Raw genomic sequence first — 20120 nt, forward strand, 5'->3', positions numbered from 1 at the left:
CAAGAGTCACAGAATTATATTCAATATAATCACATGTAAAAAAGAGCTATCCCTATAGGAATAGCTCTTTCATCTATTACATAAATCTTTCAAATTGTACTCGTTTATTAATCCAGTACATTACAGGCATACCAATCGCCATAACAACAAATTCACCGATTGCACATGTTAACCAAGTCAACATGAATGGTAAATCAAATGCAAGATGAAGTTCAATTGCAATCATAAACATTGTAATTGTAAAAATAACTGTATTAAAAATCATACGAGCCCAAACACCTTTAATAAATCGCATAGAAATAATCGTTGCAACTAATGCAAGAATAGATTGCCCTACTCCAAATACTAAATCGTAAGCGATCATAGGTGAGAAAAAGAGATTCGTTAAAAATACACCTAATACAATTCCGTAAATTGCTTTCTTATTAAATACAACGAGATGATTAAACATCTCTGAAATACGAAACTGTACATTCGTAAAGCCAAATGGCTGAATAAGCATAGAAACAGCAATATATAATGCCGCTAAAATACCATTACCGACTAATGTTCTAATATTCATGACAAAATCTCCTTAGTTTTTTTACGTGGGATGGTTTCGAACCACGTTATTCGTTTTTTAAGCAACAAGATTATATTTTACGCGGTAGCCCCCCTTTCGTCAATAGATTCCTATCATGAACTACCTTTTTTCTTTTAGACAACGTATAATGAAATATATGAAAGATTTAGGAGGTTTTACTTCATGACTGCAACAATTCAAAACGAAAAAGTGATCGTTTCCATATCCGACAAAGGTGCAGAATTACAAAGCGTTCGCTTAAAAGAAGACAATACAGAATACTTATGGCAAGGTGATTCTACTTATTGGGGACGCCGTGCACCAATTTTATTCCCTATCGTCGGCCGATTAGTAGATAATACATACTACGTAGATGGTAAGCCTTATTCTTTAACACAACACGGCTTTGCTCGTGATCTTACATTCACTGTAAAAGAACAAAGTGAAACGAAAATCACTTATATCGTTACTAGTAATGAAGAAACATTAAAAAAATACCCATACGAATTCGAATTACTCGTTTCTTATGAGCTAGACGGACAAATCGTTCATGTAACATACGAAGTAAATAACCCTACTTCAAAAGAGATGTTCTTCTCAATCGGGGCGCATCCTGGTTTCAATTTCCCGTTATTAGAAGACGAATCATTTACAGATTACCATCTATCATTTAATGGTTCTGAACGCTTAGAAACAAGTGTATTAGAAGGACCTTACCTTTCAAATAAAAAGCAATTAATCGCTGAAAGTACGAATGAATTACCACTTACATATGATCTATTTAAAAACGATGCGCTTATTTTTGAAAATATGAATACGGATGAAATCTCTATTCGTTCTCATAAACATAATAAATTTGTAAAAGTAGAATTTGACGGATTCCCATTTGTCGGCGTATGGACACCAGGCGAGAACGCACCTTTCCTATGTATCGAACCTTGGTACGGAATAGCTGATGAAGTAAATCCAGCAAAAGATTTCAAGGAAAAAAAAGGAATTCAATCTTTACAAGCGAATGAAACATTTACATGTCGTTATAGTATTACAATCGGCTAATTGCCCTATCCCCTACTGCAAAAAAACATATAAGTAGGGGATCATCTTATCATTTGGAGGTTTCTCATTTTGATTGAAGTATATATTGATGGTGCATCAAAAGGAAATCCTGGTCCTTCTGGTGCAGGAGTATTTATTAAAGGGGTTCAACCAGCTGTACAATTATCATTGCCCCTTGGGACAATGTCCAACCATGAAGCAGAATACCACGCATTACTCGCGGCATTAAAATATTGCACGGAGCATAATTATAACATTGTCTCTTTTCGTACAGATTCGCAACTTGTCGAGCGAGCTGTTGAAAAAGAATACGCAAAAAATAAAATGTTTGCACCACTATTAGAGGAAGCACTGCAGTACATAAAAAGTTTCGATCTCTTTTTTATTAAGTGGATTCCAAGTAGTCAAAATAAAGTTGCTGATGAGTTAGCTAGAAAAGCTATCTTACAAAATTAACGGGGGTATGAGTGTGAAAAAAGATTGGATTGCTCCTCTCGCTTTACTATTTGTCTCTTTTATTTGGGGAGCTACGTTTGTCGTCGTTCAAAATGCTATGTCTTTCGTTGGCCCATTTACTTTTAATGGTATTCGCTTTTTATTCGCTGGAATTATTTTATTATTCGTTCAAATACTTTTCTCAAAAAAAGCTTCAAAACAACATATAAAACAGAGTAGTCTCGCTGGATTAATCGTTGGGTTCTTTTTATGCGTTGGCTACGTCTTACAAACATTCGGCTTACTTTATACAACTTCTTCAAAAGCTGGTTTCTTAACAGGGCTTAGTATCGTTATGGTACCAATCTTGTCTTTTATTTTTTTAAAACAAAAAGCTACTATTTTTATCGTAATTGGCATTGCGGTAGCAACAGCAGGTTTATACTTATTAACGGCTGGTGATTCTTTTCAATTAAACATTGGAGATATACTCGTTCTCGGTTGTGCAGTTGCTTTCGCTGCTCATATTCTCGTTAACGGCTTCTTCTCTAAAAAAATATCACCTTTATTGTTAAGTACATCGCAAGTATTGGCTGTCGGACTGTTTTCTTCTATTTGCGCCTTTTTGTTTGAAGATTGGGAAAAATTATTTTCAGTAGCACTATGGACGAATTCTTCCTTTTTATTTGCGCTATTTCTAACTTCCCTATTCGCGACATCCATTGCTTTTTTCATCCAAACGTCAGCACAAAAACATACATCTCCAACGAGAGTAGCTATTATTTTCGCAATGGAGCCCGTTTTTGCTGCCTTAACAGGCGTTCTCGTTGCAAACGAACAACTTTCTATCTCTGCTATTTTCGGATGCCTATGTATTTTCCTAGGCATGGTTTTTGTTGAATTACCTTCCAAAACAAAAAAAGAAGCGCAGGCTGCGTGAAGTTACGCTTGTAACTTCCGCATAAAAGCCTTAGCGCTTTTTTTATCTGTAATCTCTTCTTCTTTCAATCGTTCTAATAACGCAACAAAATAACTGCCATCAAACTGCAATTGATGCTTAATTGTCGCTTCTATTGCTGCGTTTACAATGCCATCAGATGCACCCGTATATCCTTGTCCGAACATAATAAATCCTTGTGCTTCCTCTGATAATTTAAATCCTTTCGTATGTAAGAATGAAAGATAATCTTCTACTGTTTGCATGTTATTCCCACCTACTCAAAAATTCTCCACTTCCTATCATACATGTTTTTATACGCCATGAGAATGAAATTTCTTTGACAACTTTGTAAATCAATCGTCTACTTCGCTTATAAATAGAGGATTTCTTTACAATATGAAGGAATATGTACAGTGGAACTTATTCCATATTAAAGGGGAGACATGATGAAACAAGCACTATTAATTATCGATGCGCAGCAAGAATTAATGGATGGAAATGAACAAGAAAGTGAAGTTTTTCGTAAAACCAAATTATTATCTACACTCAATACAGCCGTGCAGAAAGCAATAGATTCCAATGCCCTTATTGTTTTCGTAAGAGATATCGATGTTGCTTCTGGTAGCGGCGTAGGCTTTGAAGTACATAATGAAATTCAAGTACCTCAGTCTGCAATTCTTATTAATAAAGCAGCCACAAACGCATTCTATGGCACTTCTTTACTTGAACTTTTAAAAAAAGAAAAGATTAACCATATTGTTATCGGTGGATGTAAAACAGAGCATTGTATTGATACCGCTGTGAGGACAGCAACTGTACAAGGCTTTGATGTTACATTAATTAAAAACGGTCATTCCACAACTGATTCTGACGTATTGACTGCAGAACAAATTATCTCTCACCATAATAAAATTCTCCATGGTCATTATAATGTTGATCATTTTTCTATGGTAAGGGATATCGAGGAAGACCCCTTTCAGCCGACTCATGATCAATATCGTGATTAGCGAAAAAGAATCCTTCGTTCAGAAGGATTCTTTTTCACCCAAAAATTTGTGCTGCAATGCTATATAACTCATTATTCCTTTTTAATAATTGACCGCTATTTTTCATCATAATTGGTGGTGTATTCACCTTTTTAAAACCAGTAATCTCTAATACTTTCATGAAATCTTTCTTTCCTTCTAGTACATCAATTCTTAATTTACCATTATGCCCTTTTGCTAAATCATGTACAATTCTCATTGCCATCTCATCATTTTTAGCAACAATTGGCCCTATTATTTTATTTTCTGGCGTTTGTATACTTAAACCGTAACCTAATACATTTTGTTCCTTGTCCTTTACAACAGTGCACTGTTCACTTTGCATAATTCTTTTCTTTAAAAACTCTTTTCTATTTGTTCCAAACGCATATCCATCTATTTTTATTATTTTTTCTAAATCCCCCTCTTTATAATTCATCATATAATCTTCATTTCCTACACAATGATCAGTCACATTGTACGAGTTACATATGTATTTAGAAACATAGCTTACTGCCCTAAAGCCCAATTTTTCATATAAAGGTTTCCCTTCATCCGTAGCAATAAGCATAATAGGAGTTTGAGCCGATACGCTCTTCATGCATGCATTCGTTATCGCCTTTCCAATCCCTCTTCCCTTATAATCCGGATGTACAATTACCATTCCGATAGATGCCAACGCCTCCCCGTATAATATTATTGCTCCGCTAGCAATAAGTTCCTTTCTCTCATTCCATACGCCGTATACAATACCTGAGTTAAAAATTGTTTCAACTTCTTCCCTGTTATAATCCCAACCAATATAAGATGATAATGCTACAATATCGCCTATTTGTTCTTCCCTAAGACGCTCCACGCTAAATTCCAATTCAATCATACTCCACCCCCTTATCTAGCCATCTTCCCAATTCAACTTGTACATGTTACCCTTTATTTGTCACACACATATCCTATTTTGACCAAGACTATATTGTAAGTGAGGTGACAACATGCCCATTACAAATCGATTTTCTACCACCACTAACGGCGCACTTGCGATTACAGGAAACACACTCGGTTTAAGTAAAATCAGTAATCAAAACCGTGCTGGTACAATCGGGGCAATTGGCGCATTTATAACTACCAATACCGCTTTACAAGTAACTTCTTTTCCTGCTGGTACAACATTAAACTATACACAAAATAGTTCTACCGCTCTTTTAAATATACCTGCTGGTAGTACGATTCTTTACGCAGAACTCGTTTGGGGCGGAAACTATTTATCTCGTGATCAAAACATTACGAACGTATTAGGCAATCCTGTTTCTTTTACAACACCTGTTTCAACATACTCGATTACTCCATCGGCTGTTACAGCTTCCAATCAAACATTCGTTTCTGGATCTATCACATTTGGATTCTATACACGTTCTGCAGATGTAACATCCCTCATTCAAGCAGGAGGATCTGGCTCTTATACAACCGGCTCTGTTCCTGGACTTGTAGATCCTATAGATGCTTCTAACGGAACAATTAATTCAGCTGGGTGGACGCTTATCGTCGCTTACCAAAATGGAACATTACCTGCAAGAAATTTAACCATTTATGTAGCAGGCAACCGGGTTTCTGCAGAAACTGGTAGTGCCGATGTATCTGTTTCAGGATTTTTAACACCTTCAGGAGGGCCTGTAAGCGGGAGATTGTTTTTAAGTTCTACCGAAGGAGATGCTGATTTAATTGGGGATCAGGCTCTATTCGGGCCAAATTTCAGTTCATTAAATGCCTTATCTGGACCTAACAATGCTGTAAATAATTTCTTCGGTTCTCAAATTAATAATGCCGCTGGAAACTTAGATACAACCGGGACATTTGGAACGCGAAATCAAAGTGCTTCTACAGGTACAAACATCTCAGGCGGGAGACAGGGCTGGGACATTACTTCTATTGATATTTCCCCTTATTTAACAAATTCCCAAGTGTCCGCCGCCATCCGTTTAACTACTAACGGAGACGCGTATATGTTAAATACAGTCGGTTTACAAATCAACATAAATTCACCTAACATACAAGCAACGAAAAGCGTAAATAAAAGTGTCGCGGCAATTGGAGACGTTCTCACTTATACCGTTACTATCCCTAACACCGGACTTCTTCCTGCTAATAACGTTACTTTTACAGACATTCTCCCTAACGGTACTTCCTTTATACCTGGCACTGTAACGGTAGATAATATCCCGCAAACAAATGCAAATCCGGCTGCTGGTATATCTCTCGGAACTATTAATAATAACGCTTCTCGTACAGTAACTTTCCAAGCAACTGTCGTTTCCCTTCCAAATCAAAATCCGATTTCTAACACTGCTAATATTACATTTCAATATACACCAATCGCCGGAGGAACGACTTTTAATGGTCTTGCAACAAGCAACTCTGCTGGAACACAAATTAACCTCGCAGATATTAATGGCACAAAATCAGTTAACAAACTTTTTACCGATATTGGTGAAACGCTAACTTACAGTATTGCCTTAGCTAACATAGGAAATATCGCTGCAACTAACGTTATATATACAGATCCAATTCCAAGCGGAACTACTTTCATTCCAGGGAGTGTAACTGTTAACGGGGTTACTCAAGCAGGAGCAAATCCTGCTACTGGTATATCAATTGGATCTATTGCCGCAAATTCCACTACTACTATTTCATTTCAAGTATTCGTTCCGTCCATCCCCCAAACAAATCCAATATTAAATAGTGGAACAACAACATACCAATACATTCCTGTACCAAATCAACCGGCAGTAAGTGGGACCGATACGACGAATATTGTCTCTACTCAAGTGAACAATGCTACTGTAACTATGACAAAAGCAGTAGATAAAAATTTTGCAGATATTGGTGACACACTAACGTACACCGTTTCCTTTACAGGTACAGGTAATACGAATGCGAATAACGTTATTTTTACAGATGTCATTCCTACTGGAACAACTTTTGTTCTCAACAGTTTAACAATAGATGGCACGACACAAGTTGGAGCAAATCCCGCTACTGGTGTGAATATAGGATCTATTCCAACTGGCACAACAAAAAACGTTTCATTTCAAGTAGTAGTAAATACAATTCCAGCGGCGAATGTCGTATCTAATGGTTCAAGCGCTTCTTATCAATATACCGTCAATCCTAGCCAATCACCCGTTACAAAAAACATTTCTTCGAATCTCGTTTCCACTCAAATTAACAATGCGAATGTAACATTAACAAAATCAACAAATAAACAATTTGCTACAATTGGCGAAACAATCAGTTATACAATTCTTATTACAAACAGTGGAAATACAGCTGCAACTAACGTGCAACTAACAGATCCACTTCCAAATGGAACGATATTGACTCCTGGTACTGTAACATTAAACGGAGTTTTGCAAAATGTAGATTCTCTCGTTGCTTTACCTATCGGAACAATTCCTGGCGGAGCTACTTTTACCCTTTCTTTCCAAGTAACAGTCATCAATATTACCGCCCAAAATCCTATCATTAATAATGCTTTCGCTTCTTATCTATATACTGTAAACCCAAGTCTGCCACCAACTTCAAAAACAGCAAATTCTAATTCTGTTACATCAACAATTAGACTAGCAAATCTTCATGCTAATAAATCTGTAAGTCAAACGTTTGCGGAAGTTGGGGATGTATTAACGTATACCTTTTCTCTTACAAACGATGGAAATGTTGCGGCGAACAATGTAGTACTATCCGATTCAATCGCGAATGGTACTGCCTTTGTACCAAACAGTGTTATAGTTAACAATGTTACTCAGCCAGGTGTTACACCAGCTAACATCAATATCGGTAGCATCAATGCGAATACTACAATTACAGCTTCATTCCAAGTATTAATAACTAGCATCCCAAATCCAAACCCTATTTCAAATAGTGCTTCTATTTCCTATAACTTTATCGTGGATCCAAACGCTTCGCCTGTAAGTAAGAACACTACTTCAACTACTACATTTACTCAAGTAAATGACGCAAATGTTATTTCAGCAAAAACAGTGGATAAAGGGTTCGCTACTGTAGGAGATGTATTAACTTATACCGTCGTTTTAACGAATGAAGGAAGCGTTACTGCTGATAGTCCCACTTTCGTAGATACAAATCCAGACGGCACTACCTTTATCCCAAACACTTTCCTTATTAATGGTGTACTTCAAAATAACGCAGATCCAAATATAGGTGTTCCATTACCTTCCATTGCTGCGAACGGCTCACTTACCGTCTCTTATCAAGTAACTGTCACCTCTTTACCAACACAAAATCCAACAATAAATTCATCTAGTACACAATATAGCTTTATTCTAAATCCAGGCGATCCACCAACTATAGAAACATCTGTAAGTAATACTGTAAGTACACAAATCAACTTAGCAAATGTAGTTATTGTCAAACAGGTAGATGTAACTATCGCTGATGTTGGGCAACCAATCACATATACCATTGCTTTAGCTAACACTGGAAATACTCCAGCAAATAATGTTGTCGTTACCGATATACTCCCTCCTGGCACAACTCTCGTACCAAATAGTATTTTTATAGGCGGTACTTTACAGCTAGGTGCGGATCCAAGTGCCGGCCTTCAAGTTGGTACGATTCCAGCAGGCGGCATTACAACAATTGTTTTCCAAATTAGTGCAAATAGTTTACCTTCACCAAATCCAGTTCAAAACAGCGCTGCACTCCAATATAGCTTTATCGCAGATCCAAATTTACCTGCTGTTATTAGGAACGCTATTAGCAATATCGTAGCTACACAAATTAATACTGCTAATATTGTTGCTACGAAACTAACAAGCACAAATTTTGCTGATGTTGGCGATGTCATAACTTATGCAACGATTTTAACGAATAACGGCAATATCCCTGCCTCTAATGTAACGTTTACAGATATCATTCCAGCTGGTACCATTTTCCTTCCTAATACTGTAACGATTAACGGTGTCCCTATAGCTAATGCAAACCCTGCTAACGGCATTTTAATTGGCACGATAGGAGCGAATTCATCACGTACTGTTTCATTCCAAGTTTCTGTACCAACTATTCCTAGTCCAAATCCGATTACGAACCAATCGAGCACTACATTCCAATACACGTACGACCCATCCAAGCCAGTTGTAATGCAGATGGTGGCCTCCAACACCGTACAGACAACTATTAATAACGCTACAATTACCTCTGTAAAATCTGCAGATAAACAGTTTGCGAACGTAAATGATATTATTACGTACACGACTACTTTAACGAATAACGGAAACACACTTGCATCAAATATAGTATTTACAGATGCCATTCCTAATGGAACGTCATTTGTTCCAAATAGTGTAACAGTAAATGGCACTACACTTCCTAATGTAAATCCAGCAACTGGTGTAACAATTGATCCAATAAATCCAAATGCAAATACGATCATCTCGTTCCAAGTAATCGTAAATTCAATCCCTAGTCCGAATCCAATACCGAACCAAAGTAATACAACGTACCAATATGTCGTAGATCCTAACTTACCTCCAGCATCCGCCAATACGCTAAGTAACGTAATAACAACTCAAATTAATAATGCTACTATTGTCGCTACGAAGTCAGTAAATACGCCGACAGCTGCAATTGGTGATATCGTAACCTATACGATTGCAGTTGCAAATACGGGAAATATTCCCGCTAATGCTACTGTTTTAATAGATGGACTTGGACCAGGTTCCTCCTTCATCCCAAATTCCGTGACGATAAATAATGTTTCACAACCTGGCTTAGATCCTTCACTAGGAATTCCGTTAAACGACATTTCACCAGCAGATACTGTATTTGTTACATTCCAAGTACAAATACTTGCAATTCCCTCTAGTGGCACTTTAACAAATAACGCCCTTGTAAATTATGAATATACAGTGAATCCAAACCAATCACCTGCTGTTGGTAGTACTGTAACAAACACGACCGCTACCCCAATTGTTGACGCTACTTTAGTTTTAAATAAAAATGCTAGTACAACTTTCGCTACAATTGGTGATACGATTACATTCACTTCATCTGTTACAAACACAGGAAATACTACTGCTAATAACATTATTTTTACAGATACAATTCCAAGCGGTACTGCCTTTGTCCCAAATAGCTTTAAAATAAACGGGGTAACCGTTCCAAATGCAAACCCACAAAACGGTATCAATATTGGTAACTTGAATACAAATGCATCGATTACACTCAGTTTTCAAGTAAACATTACAACGCTCCCAAACCCTAATCCAATTCCAAACCAATCATCACTTCAATATAGTTTTATTGTAGATATAAATGAACCGCCTGTTTCACGAACAGTTCAATCCAATACAACTTTTACGCAAGTAAATTCGGCTTCCGTTATCGCAACGAAAACTGCAAGCAGTGCCTTTGCCGCTGTTGGAGATACAATTACGTATACAACTACGCTCACTAATAACGGAAATACTACCGCTAACACACCTGTTTTTATCGATATATTGCCACCTGAACTTTCATTCTTCCCTGATAGTGTACAAATTAATACGATCCCACAACTCGGCTTTAGACCAGATAACGGGATTTCTTTAGACACAATTCCGGTTGGAGGAACGATAACAATTAGTTTTCAAGCGATTGTTGGCTCAATACCAGCTACAAATCCAACTTTGAATCAATCTAGCACAACTTATTCTATCATTGTGGATCCTACCGAGCCGCCAGTGACAGAAACAGCTACAAGTAATCCAACTTTAGTGCAAATTAACGAAGCAATTATTCAAGCAACGAAAAGTGTGGACCGTATCTTTTCTGACGTCGCACCTGGAAATTCATTTTTAACGTATACAGTTTTATTAGAAAATATCGGGAACACAACTGCTACTAATATCATTTTTACAGATCCAATTCCAAATAATACAGTATTTATAGAAGATAGCGTTCGAGTAGGTGGAGTTTTATTACCTGGGGTAAATCCAGCTAACGGAATACCAATTGGGGATATTATTGCAGGAGATTTTACAAACGTCACCTTCCGCGTGCAAGTAGTTAGTATTCCAAATCCAATTTTCACAATTGGACCTGGAGGTCCAAACTCACCGGTTGTAAACGGCGCTTCGATTGATTATCAATTTATGACAGGACCTAATTTACCACTTGTTTCACGAAGTACGACATCTAATTCTGTTTCAACACAAATAAATTCTGGGGAAGTTGTGGCAATCAAATCTGTAGATAAAACTTTCGCAACGATTGGCGATACAATTTCTTATACAATTACATTAAGTAACCCTGGAAATGTCACTTCACAAAATATAATTTTCACAGATATTTTACCTGAAGGAACAACATTTATTTCCGGAACACTTACAAACGATTCTGGTACACAGCAAATTGGAAATCCAGCTAGCGGAATTCAGATTGGAAATATAAACCCTGGTAGTACGGTTGCTATTACGATAAACGTACTTGTCACAAACATTCCAAGTATAAATCCAATTTCTAATTTTAGTTCCGTACAATTTGAACATGTGGTTGATCCTAGCCAACCTTCCGCATTACAAACAACTATATCTAATACTGTTTCAACGACCGTTAATAGTGCAATATTAGCTACAACAAAAACTGTTGATAAATCGGTTATTTCCGTCGGGGATACACTTACGTATACAACGACTATTACGAATACCGGAAATACACCAGCAACGAATATTACTTTTACAAGTGCCATTCCTCCTAGCACTACTTTCGTACCAGATTCGGTCACAATAAATGGTATCCAACAGCTTGGTGCACAGCCAGCACTTGGAGTAACTATACCAAATATCGCTCCAGGTGAAACAGTAACTGTTACTTTCCAAGTAAATGTTATTTCTGTTCCCCCTTCAAGCTCGATTATGGGTAACGATACAATTTTATACTCTTATACTGTTGATCCAAACGGAGCTCCTGTTACTACTTCTACTTCAACGAACATCGTTACAAACCCCGTACTAGATGCTATGTTAACGATGGTAAAATCGGTCGATCAAACACTTGTAACGCTAGGTGATACCATTACCTATACGACAATTTTAACGAATACTGGTAATACAAATGCAACGAATATTACTTTCACTGACCTTATACCAGATGGTACAACGTTTATTACTGATAGCGTCACAATAGATGGCATCACACAAATTGGGCTTAACCCTAATACAGGTATAACAATTGGATCAATTGCTCCTAACAGCTCAATATCTATAGCATTTCAAGTGACCGCTACTTCGACTCCTGTTCAAAATCCTATTGCCAATTCTGCTACTGCTTCTTACACATTTATCGCTGATCCAAATGCACCGATTGTTTCAAGAAATGTTACTTCAAACACAGTGTTCACTACAATTAATACAGCTACCATTCTTTCATCTAAACAAGTTGATAAAACATTTAGCCACATCGGAGATACACTCACTTATACTGTCTCTTTAACAAACAATGGAAATTCATCTGCACAAAATGTTATTTTCACAGATAACATGCCGAGCGAAACTACATTTATTGCAAACTCATTTTCTATTAATGGGGTTCCTCAAAGTGGTGCGGACCCATCGAATGGTGTAAATATTGGACCTATAACAGCTGGGACTACAGTAACAGTTTCGTTCCAAGTTACTGTAACGTCATTGCCAACCGAAAACCCAATTGTAAATTTCTCATCAACATCGTATCAATTAGTCTCACCGCCTGATGCAGAAACTTCAATTAGTAATCCTGTTTCAACACAAATTAACGAAGCTATATTATCCATGACGAAAAATGAAAGTGTCTCCTTTGCAGATATTGGGCAAACTGCTTTTTACACTACCTCTATTTCGAATATAGGAAATATAGATGCAGCCAACATTGTATTCACGGATGCATTACCGAGCGGACTCACATTTGTTCCTAACACATTAACTGTTGATGGTGTTTTACAACCTGACGCGAATCCAAATACCGGTGTATTACTTGCAGCACTTCCGCCTAATGAAATATATAGTATCGTCTTTCAAGTTGTGGTGAACAACATTCCACCTATTAATCCAGCACCGAATACCGTATCCACGAATTATGAGTTTACTGTTGATCCAAATAGTCCTCCCGTTTCAAGTACAGCTAATTCTAACACGACACTTCTTCAAATAAACAATGCGACTATTATTAGTACAAAAACAGCAAATCTTACTTTTGCGGATGTTGGTAATACAATAACATTTACACTTAACCTTCCTAATACCGGGAATGTGGCTGCAACGGACGTAACTGTTATCGATATTCTTGACAGCAATTTAACTTTCGTTCCGAACAGTTTCACAGTTAATGGGCAAACTATTCCAAACGCTGATTTATCTACTGGTGTAAATATCGGTTCCATTAATGGTGGAAGCACATCAATTGTCACATTCCAAGCCACAGTTTCAACGCTCCCAATCAACAATCCTATTTCTAATTCAGCTCTTACCACTTACCGTTATATTGTTGATCCCGATCAGCCGTTCATTTCAACTTCTAATCAATCTAATACAACGACGACACAAATTAATAGTGCTATCCTTACTGCACAAAAAAATTCAAATGTGTCAACAGTAGACATTGGGCAAGATATTATCTACTCCGTTACGATTACAAATAGCGGAAATGTTAGTGCAACGAATGTTATTTTTACCGACCTAATTCCAAACGGAACTTCCTTTGAACCGAATAGCTTTACACTTAACGGAACTACCATCCCAAATGCAGACATCATTACAGGCGTTCCGATTGGTGATATCGCGCCAAACCAGTCTGTCATCGTAGCATTTCATATTAGTGCCGATGAAATTCCGCCTATAAATCCAATTTCTAATCAAGCTAGCGTTAGCTTCCAGCATATCGTTAATCCAGCTAATCCTCCTGTTTCAAAAAACATTACTTCAAATAGTGTTACAACAACAATTGAAAGTGCTATTTTAACTACTACTAAAATCGGAGATAAAGCTTTTGCAACGATCGGTGATACGATTACGTATACAACTACTATTACGAATACTGGAAATATTCCTGCCAATAACGTTATTTTCTCAGACCCGATACCATCGTGGACACAATTTGTTGCAGGATCAGTTATTGTTGATAGTACTCCATTACCATCTGCTTCTATCATTGACGGTATTGGCATAAATACGATCATTCCAAATCAAACTGTAACAATCATATTCCAAGTTCAAATCGTAAGTAATCCAACAACATTTACACCAGAACTCCAAAACTTAGGATTTGTGAACTTCCAATACAACGTAGGAAATGCATTACAAGCTCAGCCTGGCAATGTGGAAACGAATGTCTTCGTTACTTCTATTAATTCAGCAATACTTTCAGCTGTAAAAACTGCTAGTACAGCCTTTGCGAATATTGGAGACACGATCACTTATACAGTTTTAATTCAAAATAGCGGCAATACGAACGCTACGAATGTAAATTTCTCAGACCTAATTCCAGCAGGAACTACCTTTATTGAAAACAGTTTTACTGTAAATGGAAGTACCATTCCAGGTGCAAATCCAAATAGCGGAGTGAATATCGGAACAGTGAACGCGGGTAGTTCTTTAACTGTTACTTTCCAAGTCATCGTTACATCTACTCCACCTTCAAACCCAATTACAAACGTTGCATCTATTCAATACGAATTTATAGTTAATCCAGCCTCTCCTCCTGTTACAGGTACAATAACTTCTAATAGTGCTTCCACACAAATTAATAACGCTACAGTTACAACTGTTTTAGAAGCAAATCGATCAATCGTATCTATCGGAGATACCATTACGTATACAGCAACATTAACGAATACTGGAAACTTCCCTGCAAATTCTGTATTACTCATTAACGGAGTTCCTGAAGGAGCATTATTTGTTCCAAATAGTGTTACGCTTAACGGGATTTCACTTCCAGATGCAAGTCCAACTCTCGGTATTCCAGTTGGTATTATCGCACCAGGTGATTCTGCTACGATTACATTCCAATTCCTTGCAAGTTCTATTCCACCGCAAGGAGCGATTATAAATCAAGCACTTACAAGTTACACGTATATTGTCGATCCAAGTCAACCACCAGTTACAGCAACATCTTCATCTAATACGGTGAATACAGCTGTCGTTGATGCATCACTATCTGTAATTAAAAATACAGATTCCCTCGTACAGTCTACTGAAGGTACAATCACTTACACTGTAGTCGTTCAAAATAACGGAAATACTACGGCAAATACAGTTACTTTAACAGATTTAGTACCAGAAGGAACTGCATTCATTCCTAATAGTGTGACCATTAATACTATTTCAGTTCCAGGTGCCGATCCAAACGTAGGAATCCTCTTAAACGCCATTGCACCTTCAGAAATCGTCACCGTCACATTCCAAGTTATCGTTCAATCCATTCCAATTGTGAATCCAATTTCTAATATAGCCCGTATTGACTATACTTTTATCGCTGACCCAACTGCTCCTATCATCTCTCGAACAATTACGTCTAATCCAGCTTTTACACAAATTTCGGATGCAAATATTCTTTCTTTAAAAGCAGTCAATGCACCACAAGCGACAACAGGGGATATTTTGACCTATACGATAACACTAGAAAATACTGGAAATATCCCAACTACTAATCTTTTATTTTCAGATATGATTCCAGAAGGGACTACTTTCGTAGAAAATAGTTTTACACTTAACGGAACAGCTATACTTGGTGCAAATCCAAATGCAGGTGTTACTTTGCCTAACCTAGCAGCAAACGCTACACACCTGATTTCATTCCAAATTCTTATTAACGATTCATTCTCGCAACAATCGATTACAAATCAATCTAATACAACATATACAATTCAACCAGACCCAGGACAACCGCCTATTACTGAAACATCTACAAGTAATATTGTCATTACAAATTTCGTGCTAGCACAATTGACAGTTACAAAAACTTCCAATCCAATAACTGTAGATATTGGCGGAACTATACTTTATATTTCTGAAGTGAAAAATATCGGCAATGTTGACGCAATAAATATTACTTTTACAGATGCTATTCCAGCTGGGACTACATTCGTTCCAGACAGTGTTACAATTAACGGTGTACTTCAGCCTGGTGTAAATCCTGAAAACGGAATACCAATTGAAACGATTCCACCAAATAGTTCCAAAACAATACTATTTCAAGTACAAACAAATAACCCACCAACTGAAACTGAAATTGTAAATCAATCATCTGTAAATTACCAATATGTAAGTATTCCTACAGCTCCACCAGTGAATCGCTCTGTAAATTCTAATATCGTTACAACATCACTTCAAAATGCAAATATTATTTCTGTTAAACAGGCGGATGTTACTTTCGTATCCACCGGGCAAAATATCACCTACACAAATACACTACAAAATATAGGAACTGTTCCAGCTAACAATACGTTGTTCATTGACAACATTCCAGAAGGTACTATATTCATTGAAGATAGCCTATCAATAAATAATGTAATCCAGCCTGGTGCGAACCCTGAAAATGGAGTAACTCTTGGCACGATACAACCAGATGAAACAGTCACTATTTCATTCCAAGTACAACTTATAAGTATACCAGAGGGCAACACAGTCATTAACATTTCAGACACTTCGTATGAATACCAAATTGATCCTAGTTCTCCTATTATTCAGCGCAGATCGTTATCAAATGCAGTAAATACTGAAGTGCGGACGGCAAATGTTAGTGCAATTAAATCCGCTAACAGATCTATTACACGCATAGGTCAAATCATCACATATACAATCGCAGTTACAAACGCTGGTACAATACCTATTACAAATACTCTCCTCATTGACGCAATTGCCGCTGGCACCACATTCGTTCCAAATAGCATCCTTGTAGATGGCATACCAAGGCCTAATGAAAGCCCAATTACCGGTATCAATCTTGATATAATTCTTCCAAACAATACGATTATTGTTACATTCCAAGTAAATGTAGTCTCTATACCTTCTCAAAATAACATTAATAATATCGCCGTCATCCACTATGAATATCAACCGGAACCAAGCGCACCACCAATTTCAGAAACACTCTCTTCCAATACTACAAATATACAATTTATTGATGCTATTCTTATCGCTGCAAAATCCGCAAATACAGTATTAGCAAATATTGATGAAACTATTGAATATACAGTACTCATTCAAAATAACGGCTCCACCACAACTAACTCCATCTTTTTTACAGATACGATAGAAGATGGAACAGTATTTATTCCGGGGAGTGTAACAGTTAACAACACTGTACTTCCTGCAGCAGATCCAAATATCGGCTTTTCCATTCCTAATATTACGTCAGGTCAAGTAACTACAATAACGTTCCAAGTTTCTGTTACGAATTTACCTGTTGTAAACCCAACTCCTAATACTGCAAACATCGTCTACGACTTTATTTTCAACCCTGACTTTGCACCAATTCAAAAATCTACTACTTCCAATACTACTTTCGTTCAAATTAATGACGCTGATATCGTTTCACTGAAAACTGTTGATTTGACCTCTGTAGCAATTGGTGACATTTTAACTTATACAACAACTTTAACGAATACAGGAAATACGGATGCTACTTCTGTTGTATTTACAGACAATATCCCTAATGGAACAACCTTTATAGACGGTAGTGTTTTAGTAAATAATATCCCTCAGCTTAACGCGAATCCAAGTACTGGTATACTTGTAGGAACGATTGCTCCTAACGCTTCTATCCCAGTCACGTTTTCCGTTACTGTGGTATCTCTTCCAGCTAGCAGTCTTATCCAAAACCAATCAACTTCTCGTTATACAATTAATGGCGAGGAACAAATATCAACTAGTAATATTACCTTCACTGAAGTTATTTCTGCTAATGTACTCGCTATAAAAACAACACCTATCCAATATGCTGACCTACAAACGATTATCCCTTACACAATTTCCATCACAAACAATGGGAATATACAAGTGGAAAACATTATCGTTACAGATATCATCCCAGCAAATACAAACTTTATAGAGAATAGTGTTATTGTGAATGGAAACACTCGTCCAAATGACAATCCACTTAGTGGGATACCAATTGATAACATTCTGCCTAATACGACAGCAACTGTTCTATTCCAAGTACGGGTTACTTCGATACCTCAAACAAATCCAATCTCTAACACAAGTACAATTGAATATGAATACACGATAGGAGATCAACCACCTATTACCAAAACTATTATTTCATCAGCTGCTTTAACAGAAATTAATCATGCGAATTTGAATAGTAATAAAGCTGTTGACCTTGCATTTGCAATGGTCGGTGATACGTTAACGTATACGATTACACTCAATCAAACTGGTAATGTTGCAGCAAATGATGTAATCATTCAAGATATGATTCCTCAAGGTACTACATTTATAGAAAATAGCGTTATTGTAAACGGAGAGGCTCTTCCGGGAGTGGATCCAGCAAGCGGCATACCAATTGGTACTATAATTGTAGATGGGGACGCTATCGCTTCATTCCAAGTAACTGTGACTTCTATTCCAATACGAAACGAGCTCAACAACCAAGCAATCACTACTTTTAACTATATAGTCAACCCAAATAACGTACCTGTTACAAATACGACGACAACAAATACAGTCACAACAACCATCCAAAATGATAATGTCATTGCGATAAAAGCTGTTGATTTCACGAGTGCCTTACCTGGTCAAACTTTAACGTACACCATTACTATTACTAATAGTGGTAATATCACTATTGAAGATCTTCTTCTAGTAGACACAGCACCAGTAGATACGACATTCGTTATTGGTAGTGTTACGATTAACGGAATCAATCAACCTAATGCGAATCCTGAAAATGGTATTACGCTAGGCAACCTTGCTCCAAACAAATCTGTTATTATTACATTTCAAGTGACAATATCTTCTTCTACTCTTCAATCTACAATCAATAACGATGCTACTATTTCCTATACACCTATTGTCGGTCCAACCGAACCTCCTATTACGATTACAAGGCAAATAAATACCGTTACAAAGCAAACAAATACTGTTACAACAATAATAGTTGATCCAATGGTTAGTATTGAAAAAACAGCCGATAAATCTATCGTGGCGACAGGGGACATCATAACTTTCACATTAGAGGTGATAAATCATTCACCAATTCTTACAATCAGTACTTCCGTCCTAGATATAATTCCAGCCGGTACAACATTTATAGAAAACAGCGTATCAATTAATGGTACTCAAGTTCCAAATATCCGTCCAGACACTGGTATTAATATCGGCTCTTTACCTGCAGATGGAGTAGCAACGATAACATTTAGAGTTCTTGTAACTTCTATTCCTTCAAACAGTACAATTATAAATTCTGCAACAGTTACAGCCGCTTTCCAATTGACACCACAGGATCCGATTATTACTTTCGTTGTTAATTCGAATATTGTTCGTATACCAGTTCAATTTGTAACTGCGACAGTCACGAAAAACGCTTCCGTCAGCTCAGCTTATTTAAATCAATATTTTGATTACACGGTGCGTATTACGAATACTTCCGAGATTTCACTCTTAAATATTTCTTTACAGGATACTATTCCAGTAGGTTTACAATTTATGAGCGGCACCGTCTCCATTAACGGAGAACGCTCTCCACTAGCGAATCCGAATATCGGTTTCCTAGTTGCTACTAATTTAGAACCAAGCGAAACAATTATCGTGTTATTCACAGTACAAGTAATAAGTCCACCTGTTAATAATGAATTTAAAAATACGGCTAATATTTCGTTACAACTTCAAGTCTCGCCTACTGACCCACCAATTATAGTAACTGTTACAAGTAACGAAAACATCGTCACCTTTGTTCCAGAAAACCAAGATGAAACACTTCCAAATTTAAATTGTTTCTTTGATGGTGAACGTTTTGTACGCATTACTCCTCGAAATATACGAAACTACTTTTGGACTTGGATATGGTGGCGTTAATAGATAAAATTAAAAGCGTGCAGCTTGGATACTTTCCAATCTGCACGCTTTTTTATGAA

General features: G+C 37.0%; 8 protein-coding genes and 1 riboswitch. Of the genes, 5 read left to right on the forward strand and 3 right to left on the reverse strand.

From position 1 onward, the window contains the following. Positions 1-76: 76 nt before the first annotated feature. On the reverse strand, positions 77-562 hold the full coding sequence (locus RCJ96_RS06875) for a QueT transporter family protein (RefSeq protein WP_001026467.1): 486 nt from the start codon (positions 560-562) through the stop codon (positions 77-79). A gap of 6 nt (positions 563-568) precedes the next feature. Beyond that, positions 569-613: riboswitch (PreQ1 riboswitch) on the reverse strand. Positions 614-745: 132 nt separating this feature from the next. Between RCJ96_RS06875 and RCJ96_RS06880 the strand changes: the two genes are divergently transcribed. From RCJ96_RS06880 to RCJ96_RS06890, 3 genes are all read left to right on the forward strand, one after another. Then, on the forward strand, positions 746-1618 hold the full coding sequence (locus tag RCJ96_RS06880) for an aldose 1-epimerase family protein (RefSeq protein ID WP_000127422.1): 873 nt from the start codon (positions 746-748) through the stop codon (positions 1616-1618). A 69-nt stretch (positions 1619-1687) separates the two neighbouring features. Continuing rightward, positions 1688-2074: a reverse transcriptase-like protein gene (locus RCJ96_RS06885; RefSeq protein WP_000573873.1), complete on the forward strand. Its 387-nt coding sequence runs from the start codon at positions 1688-1690 to the stop codon at positions 2072-2074. 13 nt (positions 2075-2087) lie between these two features. Then, positions 2088-2993 carry a DMT family transporter gene (locus RCJ96_RS06890; RefSeq protein ID WP_270794591.1) on the forward strand — a complete coding sequence of 302 codons (906 nt, stop codon included), beginning with the start codon at positions 2088-2090 and terminating at the stop codon, positions 2991-2993. Positions 2994-2995: 2 nt separating this feature from the next. On the opposite strand, the gene RCJ96_RS06895 is transcribed toward RCJ96_RS06890, so the two are convergent. Further along, complete coding sequence (locus tag RCJ96_RS06895; protein ID WP_001195212.1) at positions 2996-3256, reverse strand: DUF6123 family protein; 261 nt, start codon at positions 3254-3256, stop codon at positions 2996-2998. Between the two features lie 183 nt (positions 3257-3439). Here RCJ96_RS06895 and RCJ96_RS06900 point away from each other — a divergent pair, with 183 nt between their 5' ends. Next, on the forward strand, positions 3440-4000 hold the full coding sequence (locus RCJ96_RS06900; protein WP_074610202.1) for a cysteine hydrolase family protein: 561 nt from the start codon (positions 3440-3442) through the stop codon (positions 3998-4000). A gap of 34 nt (positions 4001-4034) precedes the next feature. Here the strand turns inward: RCJ96_RS06900 and RCJ96_RS06905 are convergent, their stop codons facing one another. Further along, positions 4035-4895, reverse strand: coding sequence for a GNAT family N-acetyltransferase (locus RCJ96_RS06905; protein ID WP_074610200.1), 861 nt, complete (start codon positions 4893-4895; stop codon positions 4035-4037). Between the two features lie 112 nt (positions 4896-5007). On the opposite strand from RCJ96_RS06905, the gene RCJ96_RS06910 reads away from it, so the two are divergent. Continuing rightward, positions 5008-20061, forward strand: a complete 15054-nt coding sequence (locus RCJ96_RS06910; RefSeq protein WP_446699748.1) for a cell surface protein — start codon at positions 5008-5010, stop codon at positions 20059-20061. Positions 20062-20120: the final 59 nt, after the last annotated feature.

This window comes from Bacillus sp. BSL6 (assembly GCF_052928345.1).

Coding starts and splice junctions, on each gene's coding strand:
- RCJ96_RS06895 (WP_001195212.1), bottom strand. CDS start 3,256: ATGCAAACAGTAGAAGATTATCTTTCATTCTTACATACGAAAGGATTT.
- RCJ96_RS06900 (WP_074610202.1), top strand. CDS start 3,440: ATGAAACAAGCACTATTAATTATCGATGCGCAGCAAGAATTAATGGAT.
- RCJ96_RS06905 (WP_074610200.1), bottom strand. CDS start 4,895: ATGATTGAATTGGAATTTAGCGTGGAGCGTCTTAGGGAAGAACAAATA.
- RCJ96_RS06875 (WP_001026467.1), bottom strand. CDS start 562: ATGAATATTAGAACATTAGTCGGTAATGGTATTTTAGCGGCATTATAT.
- RCJ96_RS06910 (WP_446699748.1), top strand. CDS start 5,008: ATGCCCATTACAAATCGATTTTCTACCACCACTAACGGCGCACTTGCG.
- RCJ96_RS06880 (WP_000127422.1), top strand. CDS start 746: ATGACTGCAACAATTCAAAACGAAAAAGTGATCGTTTCCATATCCGAC.